Here is a 13,638-nt window from a genome sequence, read left to right as displayed (position 1 = left end):
GCCCGCTGCCAGGACCGGCTAGACCACCGCGAGCGGGAGCAGCTGGCGCCCGGTGGGACCGATCTGGATCTCGGTGTCCATCTCGGGGCAGACACCGCAGTCGTAGCAGGGCGTCCAGCGGCAGTCCTCGACGTCGACGGAGCCCGGGTCGAGCGCATCCTCCCAGTCGGCCCACAGCCAGTCCTTGTCGAGGCCGGAGTCGAGGTGGTCCCACGGCAGCACCTCGTCGTAGCCGCGCTCGCGGGTGGTGAACCAGTCGAGGTCGACGCCGCTGCCGGCCAGGGCGGTGGTCGCACTGGCCAGCCAGCGGTCGTAGGAGAAGTGCTCGCTCCAGCCGTCGAAGCGGCCCCCGTCGCGCCACACCTGCTCGATGATCGCGCCGACCCGGCGGTCGCCACGCGAGAGCAGTCCCTCGACGATGCCGGGCTTGCCGTCGTGGTAGCGGAAGCCGATCGCCCGGCCGTAGCGCTTGTCCTCGCGCACCGTGTCGCGCAGCTTCTTGAGCCGCTCGTCGGTCGTCTCGTGGTCGAGCTGTGCCGCCCACTGGAACGGCGTGTGCGGCTTGGGCACGAAGCCGCCGATCGAGACGGTGCACCGGATGTCGTTGCGCCCGGTGACCTCGCGGCCCTTGGCGATGACCTTCTTGGCCAGGTCGGCGATGGCGAGCACGTCGTCGTCGGTCTCGGTCGGCAGGCCGCACATGAAGTAGAGCTTCACCTGCCGCCAGCCGTGGGAGTACGCCGTTGCGACGGTGCGGATGAGGTCGTCCTCGCTCACCATCTTGTTGATCACCTTGCGCAGCCGCTCGCTGCCGCCCTCCGGGGCGAAAGTCAGGCCGGAGCGACGGCCGTTGCGGGAAAACTCGTTGGCCAGGGTGATGTTGAACGCGTCGACGCGGGTCGAGGGCAGCGACAGCGAGACGTTGGAGCCGGCGTACCGGTCTGCCAGTCCCTTGGCGACCTCGCCGATCTCGGAGTGGTCGGCGCTGGACAGCGACAGCAGCCCGACCTCCTCGAAGCCGGTCGTGCGGATGCCGTTCTCCACCATCGCGCCGATGGTCTCGATCGAGCGCTCGCGGACCGGACGGGTGATCATGCCGGCCTGGCAGAAGCGGCAGCCCCGGGTGCAGCCGCGGAAGATCTCGACGGAGAAGCGCTCGTGCACCGTCTCTGCGAGCGGCACCAGCGGCTTGGCGGGGTAGGGCCAGGCGTCGAGGTCCATCAGGGTGTGCTTGCGCACCCGGGCCGGGATGCCCGGCCGGTTGGGTACGACGGCCCGGATGGTGCCGTCGGCGGCGTACGTGACGTCGTAGAACTTCGGGACGTACACGCCACCGCTGACCGCGAGCCGGCGCAGCAGCTCGTTGCGGCCGCTCTCCATCGCGCCTGACGGCTCGCCCTCGGCCTTCCACTCGCGGACCACCTCGGAGATCGCCAGCACGACCTCCTCGCCGTCACCGAGCACGGCCGCGTCGAGGAAGTCGGCGACCGGCTCCGGGTTGAACGCCGCGTGTCCCCCGGCCAGCACGATCGGGTCGTCGGCCCCGCGGTCGGCCGCGTGCAGCGGGATGCCGGCGAGGTCGAGGGCGTTGAGCATGTTGGTGTAGCCGAGCTCGGTCGAGAACGAGAGCCCGAACACGTCGAAGGCGCGCACCGGCCGGTGCCCGTCGACGGTGAACTGCGGGATGGCGCCCTGGCTGTCACCCGCACGCATGACCGCCTCCATGTCCGGCCACACGGAGTAGGTGCGCTCGGCCAGGATCCAGTCACGCTCGTTGAGCACCTCGTAGAGGATCTGCACGCCCTGGTTGGGCAGGCCCACCTCGTAGGCGTCGGGGTACATCAGCGCCCAGCGGACCGTCGGTCCCGCGGATCCCGCGCAGTCCCAGTCCTTCACGGTGGAGTTCAGCTCGCCGCCGACGTACTGGATGGGCTTCTGTACCGAGGGCAGACGGCCCTCCAGGCGGGGGAAGACCGACTCGGCGACGGCGCTGGGCATGCGTACCTCACTGGGCGTTTTGGTGGATCAGTCCAGCGTACGCGGGATCCGGGACTTCCGCCCAACCACGCGACGACCAGCAATATGCTGACTCACCTGGGCCCGCGCAGGGGGTGCTGACCCAGGAGACGACGGGCGCGGGGGCGCCTGGGGGAAGGTTGTCCCTTGCTGGGTCCTGGGCCGGTGGGCTTCGAGTACGACGCAGGCGCGCGTCGCACCCTGCTGTGCCTGTGGTGGACGCTCGCGGGCTGCTTCTTCGTCTCGGTCGTCGTCGGCGGCGACGTCACTCCCCACGGTCAGCCCACGCTGTGGCTGGCCTCGACCCTCGCGTTCGTCTGGCTCACCTGCACGTGGCGCGGCGCGGTCCCCGCCCTCGAGAGCGGCCTCGTGCTGACGGGGGCGAGCATCGTGGCGCTGGCCACGCTCGGCCACCTCGTGGCCGGGCACTCCCCCGCCGAGTCCCTGCGTGCCGCCATCGGGGTGGGCGTGCAGGCCTCGCTCATCTGCCTGTTCTACCGGGGTGCCCGCGGAATGCTCTCCCACGTCGCGCCGCTGGCGGCCGAGACCCGGCTCGGACGCGGAGCGGCGTGGCGTCGTGAGTGGGCGCCCACCGAGGTCCGGGACCTGGTCATGCTGTTCCTCGCCAGCGTGCTCGCGACGGTCCTGGCCCTGCCGATCGGGGCCTACCCCCACATCTGGGTCGGCGACGCCGCCACGTCCGTCCTGACGCGCTGGACGGCCCAGGTGGTGGTGTCCTGCTTCGTCGGAGGCGCCTGCCTGCTGCTCGCGGCGCAGATCCCGCGCACGTGGAGGCGGGACACGCGCACCGCGCTGATCCCGGTGATGGTGGCCGTCTCCTTCGCGTGCCTGTGGGTGGTGCTCGAGGCGAGCCAGTGGCCGATCGCCTGGCTGCTGCTGCTGCCCAGCCTGTACGTCGGCGTCGTATTCCCTCCCTGGAGCACGGCGCTCCACTCGCTCGCCCTCGCGGTCGGCGCCGCCCTGGCGGCGTCCCTGGGGCGGTTCGACGCCACCTTCGACGACGCCTTCCCCGCGGAGATCGTCGTCCACCTGCTGGTGTGCGTGGCCACCTTCACTGCGCTCGCGCTGTCTTTGCTCAGCCAGGCGCGACGCGAGGCGCTGGTGCAGCTCGACACCCAGCGCGACGCCCTGGCCAAGCAGGCCGACCTCTTCAACGTGGTCTTCAACGCGATGAGCGACGGGCTGCTCCTCATCAACGACCGCGGCGGCATCAGCCTCTACAACACGGCCGCCAAGACGCTCCTCGGCAAGCCGGTGCCCAGGAGCCGGCTCGCCGACTGGAGCGAGTACTTCGGCCTCCGCAAGCTCGACGGGACGCCCATGGTGGACGTGCCGGGGACACCCGGCCACGAGACGGGCGACGCGACCGTCGTCGTCACCACGCCGACGAGCACGCGGGTCCTCAACGCCCGCGCCCGCGCCGTCGACACCGCCGGCGGCAACGTGTCGGTGGTGCTGTTCTCGGACAAGACCGCCGAGCAGGAGCGCCTCAGCGAGCTGACCGGCTTCGCCGCGACCGTCGCCCACGACCTGCGCGCCCCGCTCACCGGGCTGGAGGGCTGGCTCGAGCTGGCCCGCGAGGCGCTGGAGGACGGCGATCCCGCGGAGGCAGCCCGGATGCTGGCCCGCACCAGCGTGGGCGCGGCCCGGATGCGTCAGGTGGTCCAGGACTGGCTCGACTACGCCGTGAGCCGCGACGGCGTGCTCGCGCCGGGCGTCGTACCCCTCCACGACATGGCGCTGGAGGTGGTCTCGACGTTCGTCGGCAGCGGCTACGACCCGGAGCCCGAGTTCGTCATCGACGCGCCGCACATCGTCGAGGCCGACCCGGCGATGGCGCGCCAGGTGCTGGCGAACCTGATCAACAACTCCGTCAAGTACGCCGTGCCGGGCGAGCCCGCCCGGGTCTGGATCACCTCGAGGCTCGATGACGACGAGAGCTGGGTGCGGGTGAACGTCGCCGATCGCGGACAGGGCATCCCGGCCGGCGAGGAGCACCTCATCTTCGAGGAGTTCCACCGGGCCGACAACCACCACGGGGTGATCACCGGCACCGGTCTCGGGCTCGCCCTGTGCCGTCGGATCGTCACCCGGCACGGCGGCGTCATCGCGGCCCACAACAACCCCGACGGCGGTGCCACCTTCTCGTTCACCCTGCCGAGCGGCGGGCGGCGTACCGACGAGCTTGCGGTGCGGGTGCTCCCGGGGGGCTAGCGGGATCCTCAGTAGGGTTCCGCGCATGAGCGCATCGACCGTCCGCGGCCGCGTCAGCTGGACCGTCGCAGCGCCGATCCTCGGCATGGTCCTGCTCGCGGCCACCTGGGGCCGCCACCTCGACGGACTCCTTGTGCCGGTCGTCGCGGTCTTCCTCATCGCTGCCGTGCTCGCCGCGGTGCACCATGCCGAGGTGGTCGCCCACAAGGTCGGTGAGCCGTTCGGATCGCTCATCCTGGCCGTCGCGGTGACCGTGATCGAGGTCGCGCTCATCGTCACGCTGATGATCACCGGCTCGGCCGACGGGACCGACACCTCCGGGCTGGCCCGCGACACCGTCTTCGCGGCCATCATGATCAGCATCAACGGCATCGTCGGCGTCTCCCTCCTCGTCGGGGCGCTGCGCCACCACCTGGCGGTGTTCAACCCCGAGGGCACGGGCTCCGCGCTGGCCACGGTGATCGCGCTGGCGGGCATCACCCTCGTCCTGCCGCGCTTCACGACGTCCGAGGCGGGCCCGGAGTTCGCCCCCGGCCAGCTCGCGTTCGCGGCGGTCGCGTCCCTCGCGCTCTACGGCATGTTCGTCTTCACCCAGACCGTCCGGCACCGGGACTTCTTCCTCCCCGTGGACGCCGGCGGTGAGCTGCTCGACGAGGACGGCGACGGGCACGCCGACCCGCCCAGCGGGCGGCAGGCGCTGCAGAGTCTCGCCCTCCTCACGGTGGCCCTCGTCGCCGTCGTCGGGCTGGCCAAGGTCGAGTCCCCCGCCATCGAGGACGCCGTCGAGTCGGCCGGTCTCCCGCACGCGGTGGTGGGCGTCGTCATCGCCCTGCTCGTGCTGCTGCCCGAGTCGATCGCCGCGGTGCGCGCCGCGGCCGGCGGTCGCGCCCAGACCAGCCTCAACCTCGCCTACGGCTCGGCGATGGCCTCGATCGGCCTCACCATCCCCACCATCGCCGTCGCCTCGATCTGGCTCGAAGGCCCGCTCGCGCTCGGACTGGAGCCGATGCAGATCGTGCTGCTGTTCCTCTCGGTGATCGTGTCGCTCCTGACCGTGGTGCCCGGGCGGGCCAAGCCGCTCCAGGGCGGGGTGCACCTCGTGCTGCTCGCGGCGTTCCTGGCCGTGACCATCGCGCCCTGACGACGGCTCGCGCCGGCGAGGAGTCAGCGGCGGACGAGCACCTGGCTCGGGGCGAGGAAGCGGGTGGGCAGGGCGGCGTGGGACCGCAGGTGGATGTTCTGCAGCAGCCCGATCGCGAGCATCCCGGCGAACATCGAGGACCCGCCGTACGACACGAAGGGCAGGGGCACGCCGGTGACGGGCATGATCCCGAGGCACATGCCGATGTTCTGGAAGGCCTGGAAGCCGAACCAGCAGGCGATCCCGGCGGCGGCCACCCGGCCGAAGAGGTCGTCGGTGGCCGTGGCGATGGCGAGGGCGCGCCACACCACGATCCCGAGCAGCACGATCACCAGACCGGCCCCCAGCAGCCCGAGCTCCTCGCCGGCCACGGTGAAGATGAAGTCGGTGTGCTGCTCCGGCACGAAGCCCGACTGGGTCTGGGAGCCGTCGAAGAGGCCCTGGCCGAAGGCTCCTCCGTTGCCGACCGCGATGCGGGCCTGCTCGACGTTGTAGCCGGCCCCGCGGGGGTCGAGGCCTGGGTTGGTGAACGCCATGAAGCGGGCCACCTGGTAGTCCTTGAGGACGCCGACCGACACCGCGACCGCGGCCGCCGCGACCCCGGCCACGAACAGTCCGGCCAGCCAGCGCCGCGGGGCGCCCGCGACGGCGAGGACGCCGAACACCGTGGCCGCGAGCACCAGCATGGTGCCCAGGTCGGGTTGGACCAGGATCAGCACGGCCGGCACCGCGGCGATGGCGAGCATGCCGACGACGTCGACGGAGCCGATCGCGCGGCGCCACTTGCCCTCGGCTCGCTCGGCGACGAAGAGCGCCATCCCGATCGCCACCGCGAGCTTCGCGAACTCCGACGGCTGGACCGACATCCCGCCGAGCTGGACCCACGAGCGCGAGCCGTTGATCGTCGTACCGGCCACGAGCACGAACACCAGCCCGCCGATGGACGCGAGATAGACGAGCGGCGCCAGGATGCGCACCCAGCGGTGGTCGGTGGCCATCACCATCACCATCAGCACGAGGCCGATGGCGACGTTGACCAGCTCCTTCGTGAGGTACGCCGCGGGGTCACCGCCGGTGAGGGCGTCGCGGGCCGACGTCGCCGACCACACCAGCAGGGTGCCGAGCGCGACCAGGGCCAGGACCGCGCCGAGCAGGAGCCGGTCGAGCCCGGGCCCCCGCAGGGTCGCCGAGCGGGTGCGGGCGGTCATGAGCGACCGTCCTCGGGCTCGAGCGCGGGCGGGAGGATCGAGCCGTCGGCGCCGAAGTTGGGCAGCTGCTCGGGCGAGAGCGTGCCGGGGATGGCTGCCTTGGCGGGGACGACCTTGTCGCCCTCGACGCCGTAGAGAGCCTCCCAGATCCCGCGGATGCCGTCGCCGACGCTGCCCGACCCGGTGCCGCCCTGGCTGATCATCATGACCACGACGTAGTCCTTGTTGTAGGAGGCCACCCAGCCGGTCGTCTGCTTGCCGTAGACCTCCGCGGAGCCGGTCTTGGACCTGATGTGCACGTCGTCGAGCGGGAAGCCGACCAGCTTCCAGCTCATGGTGCCGACGCGGGAGACGTTCTGGAGGGCGTCGTCGATGAAGGAGAGGGTCTTCTGCGGGACGTCGACCTGGGCGGCCTTCTTGGTCGGGATGCGGCGCACCACCTCGCCGGTGGGGCTGACGACGGCCTTCCCGATCCGCGGCTCCCACAGCGTGCCGCCGTTGGCCAGCGCTGCGTAGGCTCGCGCGAGCTGCAGCGGGGTGACGATGGTGTCGCCCTGGCCGATCGCGAAGTTGACGGCGTCGCCGGCGCGGTAGGCATAGCCCTCGATGCAGAACTCCCGGGCGTACCGGTAGACGAAGTCGCTGACGTCGGGGGTCTGGGGCTTGTCGGCGATGCCGCAGTAGTAGTCCTTCTGCGACTCGAAGTAGGAGCGCTTCCAGGCGCGGTCGGCGATCCGGCCCGGGGCCTCCCCCGGGATGTCGATGCCGGTCTCCTTGCCGAAGCCGAACTCCTTGGCCTCCTCGACGAGCGGGTCCCTGGCGTGCACGTCGGCGACGTCGGTGCCGTAGCGCCGCCAGAAGTCGTAGCCGACCCGGTAGAAGAACGTGTTGCACGAGACCTCGAGCGCCTTCGCGAAGCCGATCGAGCCGTAGGCGCCGGACTCGTAGTTCTTGAACACCCGGTTGCCGACCTGGAAGCCCGACGAGCACTCCAGGCGGGTGTCCTGGCTGTAGCCGTTGGTCAGCGCGCCGGCCGTCATGAACGGCTTCCACGTCGAGCCGGGCGCGAACTGGCCCTGGGTGGCTCGGGAGAGCAGTGGCGTGCCGGCCTCGGTGGAGTAGAGCCGCTTGAGCTCCTTCTCGGAGATCCCGCCGGTCCAGACGTCCGGGTTGTACGTCGGCTGGCTCGCCATGGCGACGATGCGGCCAGTGCGTGCCTCCATGACCACGGCCGCACCCGAGTCGGCGGCGTAGCGGCGACCGGTGACCGGGTCGGTCTGGGTGCGCTGGAAGGCGATCCGGTCGGCGAGCTGCTTCTCCACCACGGCCTGCACCTTGGCGTCGATCGAGGTGACCAGAGTGTCGCCCGGCTCGCTCTCGACGGTCGAGTCGTCGCCGAGAACGCGGCCCATCGAGTCGACCGCGACCCGGCGGTAGCCCGGCATGCCGCGCAGCCACGCGTCGTACTCCTTCTCGACCCCGGCCCGGCCGACGGAGGAGGCACCGTTGAGGGAGATGTCGTCGACGTCGCGGGCCTGGTCGAACTCCGTCTCGGTGATGGGGCTGAGATAGCCCAGGACGTGCGCCAGGTTGACGCCGAAGGGGCGCGGGTAGGCACGCACGCTCTGCTGCTCGGCGAGCACGCCGGGGTAGTCCTCGGGCTGCTCGAGCACGCGCAGCGCGACGGCCTGGTCGACGTCGGCGGCGACCGGGACCGGCTGGTAGGGCGAGCCGTTCCAGCAGACGCCCTCGACGCTGCCGTCGGCGCCGCAGTCGACGAGCCGCTTGGCGACCTCGTCGGGGCCCTGGCCCACCACCTCGCCGACCCGGGCGAGGAGCTGGTCCCGCTCGTCGGAGGCGAGCTTCCCGACCAGGGTGCGGTCGACCGAGATCACCCACGACATCCGGTTGGCCACGAGCGGACGGCCCTGGTCGTCCACGATCAGGCCCCGCTGCGGCTGGACGACGATGTCGCGCACCGACTGGTCGGCCGCCTTGGCCTGGTAGTCCTCGCCGCCCACGACCTGGAGGTAGTAGAGCCGGACGAAGAGGGTGGCGAAGAGCGAGAACACCAGCGCCTGGACGACGATCAGCCGCAGCCTGCTCTTGTGCGAGCCCGAGACCGCCATCAGACGGCGGCCCTCTCCGGCGTGACCGCGTCGAACATCCGCATCATCACCGGGAGGACGAACGGCGTGAGCAGCACGTCCCACACGAGCGCGACCAGGATGACCTGCAGCAGGTCGGGCACGGACATGACCGGGTCGCGCAGCAGCAGGCCGGAGAGCGCGAAGAGCGAGGTGCCGACGAACGACGAGGCGGCGACCGTGCCGATGACCGCGACGGTCGACGGCCGGCTGTCGGTGCGCACCCGCGAGGCGACGTACGCGACCACCACGAGCGCCAGCGCCCACCGGCCGGCGAGGTGGTCGGCGGGCGGTGCGAGGTCGAGCGCCACGCCGCCGACGAAGCCGAGCAGCATGCCGAACGCCGCGCCTCGGGTCAGCGATGCGGCCCCGACGACGAGCAGCACCAGGTTGGGGACGATGCCGTGCCCCATCACCGGCAGGGCGAAGTGCGGGAAGAGCGAGACCTGGAGGACCAGGGCCACGACGACGGCGGCGACTCCGGTGACCGCACCGAGGAGCTTCATCCGATGCTCCCGTCGGCCCCGACGACGGCCCGGTCGCTGGCGCTTCCGATCGGTACGACGACGCCGACGACGTCGAGGGCGCTGAAGTCGACGTACGGCTCGATCACCGCTCGCTGCGAGGAGTCGCGCAGGCTGGCGAAGACCTCGGTGACGGTGCCGATGGGTACGCCGGAGATGTAGGGCCCGGCCCCGTCGCTGCCCCACGTCACCACGGGCTCGCCCTGTGCGGGGACGCTCGCCTCGTCGACCAGCTCGAGGTCCAGGCGCTCGTCGCTGCCGATCTCGCCGCGGCCGTGGAGGAAGCCGAGCTCCATGCTCTCGCCCAGCCGGCCGCCGACCACCGACTCGGCGTCGAGGACCAGCAGCACCGTCGCCGTCGATCGGGTCACCCGCAGCACCCGGCCGACGAGGCCGTCGTTGTTGACGACGGTCATGTCGGGGTGGACGCCGGCCGCCGACCCGGCGTCGATGGTCACCGTGTTGCTGAACGACTGTGAGGAGCCGTAGGCCACGACCCGGGCCGGAACCAGCGAGCGACCCAGGTCGTCGGCGGTGCGGGTGAGCCCCTCGAACTCGGCAAGTCGGTTGCGGTCGAAGCCGGACGTGGCGACCTGCTCCCGCAGGTCGGCGTTCTCGGCCTCGAGGTCGCGGATGTCGTCGCGCAGCGACGTCTTGGAGTGGAACCAGCTCGGCACGGACGTGAACGGGCGTACGACGTCGCTCGTGAGCGACTCGACCGGACCGAACGCCTCGCCGACCGCCCGCCTCGCCGACTCGACCGGTGACCCGTCGTCGACCTGGTGGTCGAGGGTCGTCAGGGTCACCGAGGCCAGCACCAGCGCGAGCAGCAGCGAGCGCGGCGGCCGGGAACGGTCGTCGAGCCGGTCGAGCCCGCGCCAGCGACGCTCGCCGCGGGTCCCCCCGCCTCCAGGGTGGCGCCGCATCAGAACCGCCGCGGATCCGACACGAGCACCTGCTGCAGCGCCTCGAACTCCTCGACGCAGCGGCCGGCGCCGAAGGCGACCGACGACAGCGGCTCGTCGGCCACGTGCACCGGCATGCCCGTCTCGTGCCGCAGCCGCTCGTCGAGCCCGCGGAGCAGGGCACCGCCGCCGGTGAGCACGATGCCCCGGTCCATGATGTCCCCGGCCAGCTCGGGAGGAGTTTGGTCGAGGGTGGCGCGGACCGCGTCGACGATGCTGTGGAGCGGCTCCTCGATCGCCTTGCGCAGCTCGGCACTGGACACCACGACCGTGCGTGGCAGACCGGAGACCATGTCGCGTCCGCGGATCTCGGCCTCGGGCTCGGTGGGCAGCGGGAAGGCGGAGCCGAGGGTCATCTTCATCTCCTCGGCGGTGCGCTCCCCCAGCATCAGGGAGTACTCCTTCTTCATCCACGCGATGATCGCCTGGTCGATGTCATCGCCGGCGGTGCGCACCGACAGGCTGGTGACGATGCCGCCCAGCGAGATGACCGCGACCTCGGTGGTGCCGCCCCCGACGTCGACCACCATGTTGCCGGTCGCCTCGTGCACGGGCAGCCCGGCGCCGATGGCCGCGGCCATCGGCTCCTCGACGATGTAGACCCGGCGGGCGCCGGCCTGGTAGCCGGCCTCCTTGACGGCGCGCTGCTCGACGGCCGTGATGCCGCTCGGGACGCAGATGACCATCCGCGGCTTGGCGAAGTAGCGGCGCCGGTGCACCTGCTGGATGAAGTAGCGGAGCATCTGCTCGGTCGCGTCGAAGTCGGCGATGACGCCGTCCTTGAGCGGCCGGATGGCCGTGATGTTGTCAGGCGTGCGCCCGATCATCCGCTTCGCCTCGTGACCGACCGCGAGCACCTCGCCGGTGCTCTCGTTGATCGCCACGACGCTCGGCTCGTCGAGCACGATGCCCTTGCCCCGGACGTAGACGAGCGTGTTGGCGGTACCGAGGTCCACGGCCATGTCGCGGCCGATGAAGCTGTTCGCCATGCGCTGCTGCCTCGCTGGTCGGGCCCCGGTGGGCGGCGCCGCCAGGGAGGAGGGGAAGAGTGGGCCGACGCCACTCCTCGACCCACGACCAGCGTAGGTAGCCGACTGCCTGCTTCAGGGGAGACACGCCCCAGCGACCGGTCCTACGTTGGGACGTCGGGCGTCACTGTCCGGCTCAGGCGAGTTCGGGGAACCACAGCGCGATCTCGCGCTCGGCCGACTCGGGGCTGTCGGAGCCGTGGACCAGGTTCTCGCGGTTGGAGAGGCTCAGGTCCCCGCGGATGGTGCCGGGCGCGGCCTTGCGACCGTCGGTCGCACCGTTGACGGCGCGGACCACGTCGACCGCCTCGTCGCCCTCGAGCACGACCGCCACGAGCGGGCCGCTGGTGACGAAGGCGCGCAGCGGCGGGTAGAAGTCCCGCTCGACGTGCTCGGCGTAGTGCTTGTCGGCCTGCGCCTCGTCGATCGTGCGGTGCTCCATGGCCGCGATGGTCAGGCCCTTGGCCTCGAACCGACCGAGGACGTTGCCCACGAGCCCGCGCCTGACGGCGTCGGGCTTGAGCAGGACGAGCGTGCGCTGGACCGGTGATGACTGGCTCATGGCGCGGAGCCTAGGCCATGGCATCGGACCGTCGGGGCACAGGTCAGCCGTGCTGCTCGCGTTCGGCGAACGCGGCGTACGCCGCCGCGCGCTCGCGCTCGATCTTGCGGCCCAACAGGTCGGCGGCACCCCACAGCAGCGCGAAGACGGCACCGAGGAAGAACATCATCGGCACCGCGAAGCCCAGCGCGACGGCACCCACCTGGATGACCCAGCCGAGGCCGTAGGCCCACGGCGCCCGCAGCATGCCGGCCAGCAAGAGGCAGGCCACCGCGAGGCCGAGGCCGAGCAGCAGTGCGTTGCGCACAGACACCCCGGCCACGGAGATCAGCACCGGGGTGCTGAGCCCGAGGGCGATCCCCTCCAGGCAGAGCACCGCCGCGCACATCCCGCGCCGCGGGGAGCGCTCGGTGTTGTGGGGGGCCGCGGTGCTCACCGCGCGCCTCCGCCTGGACGGCGCAGCATCGAGCGCGCCTCGCCGACCGTGACGACCGAGCCGGTGACGAGCACGGCGCCGGCGCCGAGCGCGTCGCCGAACGCCTCGCCGGCCTCCGCCATCGCCGCGGCCTGGTCGATGGCGTCTGCCAGCCGGGGCACGACGGTCACCCGGTCGTCGCCGAACACCGCGCGTGCGGCCCGGCCGAGCTCCGCGGCGGGCATCGCCCGGGGCGTGGAGTTCTGGGTGCAGAAGAGGTGGGCCAGGTGCGGTTCGAAGGCGCCGAGCAGGCCCTCGTAGTCCTTGTCGGCCATCACGCCCATCACGCCGATCAGCGGGTCGAACGTGAAGGAGTCCTCGAGGGCGGCGGCGGTGGCCTCGGCGCCGTGCGGGTTGTGGGCCGCGTCGAGCACGATCGTGGGGCTCCGCCGGATCACCTCGAGCCGGCCGGGCGAGGTGACCTCGCCGAAGGCCGCGCGGACGATGTCCTCGTCGAGGACTGCCTCGCCTGCGAACGCCTCGACCGCGGCGAGTGCGACGGCGGCGTTCTGAGCCTGGTGCGCGCCGTAGAGCGGCAGGAAGACGTCGTCGTACGTCGCGCGGAGGCCCTGCAGCGAGAGCATCTGGCCGCCGACGGCGGGCACCCGCGAGACCACCCCGAACTCCGCGCCCTCGCGGGCCATGGTCGCGCCGACCTCCAGGGCACGGCGCACCAGCACCTCCGCCACCTCCGGTGACTGCTGGGCGGCGACCACGATCGAGCCCGGCTTGATGATGCCGGCCTTCTCCACGGCGATCGCGCCCGGCGTCTCGCCGAGGTACTTCGCGTGGTCGACCGCGACGGGGAGCACGACTGCGACGTCGGCGTCGGCGACGTTGGTGGCGTCCCAGGCACCGCCGAGGCCGACCTCGACGACGGCGACGTCGACGGGCGCGTCGGCGAAGGCGCCGTAGGCCATGCCCACCATGGTCTCGAAGAAGGAGAGCGGGTGGGCCTGGTCGGCGTCGACCAGGTGGGTGAACGGCGCGACGTCATTGAAGGCCCGGACGAAGGCGACGTCGTCGAGAGGCTCGCCGTCGATGCTGATCCGCTCGGACATCTTCTCGAGGTGCGGGCTCGTGAACCGGCCCGTGCGCAGGTCGAGCGCCCGCAGGAGGGTGTCGATCATCCGCGACGTGGACGTCTTGCCGTTGGTGCCCGTCAGGTGGATGACGCGGAACGAGCGCTGCGGGTCGCCCAGCAGCTCGGTGAACGCCTCGATCCGGTCGAGCGACGGCTCGAGCCTGGACTCGGGCCATCGAGACAGGAGGGCGTCCTCGACCTCGGCGTAGGTCTCGGACAGGCGCGGTGCGGGGGTCTCACTCATGTTGGGGCG

The 13,638-nt window shown here is 71.7% G+C and carries 11 protein-coding genes; 2 read left to right on the top strand and 9 right to left on the bottom strand.

Annotated features, from left to right (window positions below):
• Positions 1–18 precede the first annotated feature (18 nt).
• The gene (locus ACP7BP_RS07200; RefSeq protein ID WP_426243889.1) at positions 19–1,998 is read right to left on the bottom strand and encodes a TIGR03960 family B12-binding radical SAM protein; all 1,980 of its coding nucleotides are present in this window, start codon (positions 1,996–1,998) and stop codon (positions 19–21) included.
• Positions 1,999–2,163: 165 nt separating this feature from the next.
• On the opposite strand from ACP7BP_RS07200, the gene ACP7BP_RS07195 reads away from it, so the two are divergent.
• Both ACP7BP_RS07195 and ACP7BP_RS07190 read left to right on the top strand, forming a co-directional pair.
• Entirely contained in the window at positions 2,164–4,251 is a 2,088-nt protein-coding gene (locus ACP7BP_RS07195; protein WP_426243888.1) for an ATP-binding protein, read from the top strand.
• Between the two features lie 25 nt (positions 4,252–4,276).
• Complete coding sequence (locus ACP7BP_RS07190; RefSeq protein ID WP_426243887.1) at positions 4,277–5,392, top strand: calcium:proton antiporter; 1,116 nt, start codon at positions 4,277–4,279, stop codon at positions 5,390–5,392.
• Positions 5,393–5,415: 23 nt separating this feature from the next.
• On the opposite strand, the gene rodA is transcribed toward ACP7BP_RS07190, so the two are convergent.
• The 8 genes from rodA to ACP7BP_RS07150 all read right to left on the bottom strand — a co-directional run bounded on the left by rodA (position 5,416) and on the right by ACP7BP_RS07150 (position 13,629).
• Entirely contained in the window at positions 5,416–6,600 is a 1,185-nt protein-coding gene (gene rodA, locus ACP7BP_RS07185; protein WP_426243886.1) for a rod shape-determining protein RodA, read from the bottom strand.
• Complete coding sequence (gene mrdA / locus ACP7BP_RS07180) at positions 6,597–8,729, bottom strand: penicillin-binding protein 2 (protein WP_426243885.1); 2,133 nt, start codon at positions 8,727–8,729, stop codon at positions 6,597–6,599. The genes rodA and mrdA overlap by 4 nt, the downstream gene beginning before the upstream one ends.
• Complete coding sequence (gene mreD / locus ACP7BP_RS07175) at positions 8,729–9,253, bottom strand: rod shape-determining protein MreD (RefSeq protein WP_426243884.1); 525 nt, start codon at positions 9,251–9,253, stop codon at positions 8,729–8,731. Before mreD ends, mrdA begins: the two co-directional genes overlap by 1 nt.
• On the bottom strand, positions 9,250–10,197 hold the full coding sequence (gene mreC, locus ACP7BP_RS07170; protein WP_426243883.1) for a rod shape-determining protein MreC: 948 nt from the start codon (positions 10,195–10,197) through the stop codon (positions 9,250–9,252). The genes mreD and mreC overlap by 4 nt, the downstream gene beginning before the upstream one ends.
• On the bottom strand, positions 10,197–11,225 hold the full coding sequence (locus ACP7BP_RS07165) for a rod shape-determining protein (RefSeq protein WP_426243882.1): 1,029 nt from the start codon (positions 11,223–11,225) through the stop codon (positions 10,197–10,199). The genes mreC and ACP7BP_RS07165 overlap by 1 nt, the downstream gene beginning before the upstream one ends.
• Before the next feature lie 175 nt (positions 11,226–11,400).
• A complete protein-coding gene (gene ndk / locus ACP7BP_RS07160) occupies positions 11,401–11,826 on the bottom strand; it encodes a nucleoside-diphosphate kinase (protein WP_426243881.1) in 426 nt (141 codons plus the stop codon).
• A gap of 43 nt (positions 11,827–11,869) precedes the next feature.
• Positions 11,870–12,262: a DUF4233 domain-containing protein gene (locus tag ACP7BP_RS07155; RefSeq protein ID WP_426243880.1), complete on the bottom strand. Its 393-nt coding sequence runs from the start codon at positions 12,260–12,262 to the stop codon at positions 11,870–11,872.
• Positions 12,259–13,629 carry a bifunctional folylpolyglutamate synthase/dihydrofolate synthase gene (locus ACP7BP_RS07150; RefSeq protein ID WP_426243879.1) on the bottom strand — a complete coding sequence of 457 codons (1,371 nt, stop codon included), beginning with the start codon at positions 13,627–13,629 and terminating at the stop codon, positions 12,259–12,261. Before ACP7BP_RS07150 ends, ACP7BP_RS07155 begins: the two co-directional genes overlap by 4 nt.
• Positions 13,630–13,638: the final 9 nt, after the last annotated feature.

Source organism: Nocardioides sp. LHG3406-4 (assembly GCF_049897745.1).
Lineage (GTDB): Bacteria > Actinomycetota > Actinomycetes > Propionibacteriales > Nocardioidaceae > Nocardioides.
This window is presented reverse-complemented; position numbering and strand designations above follow the sequence as displayed.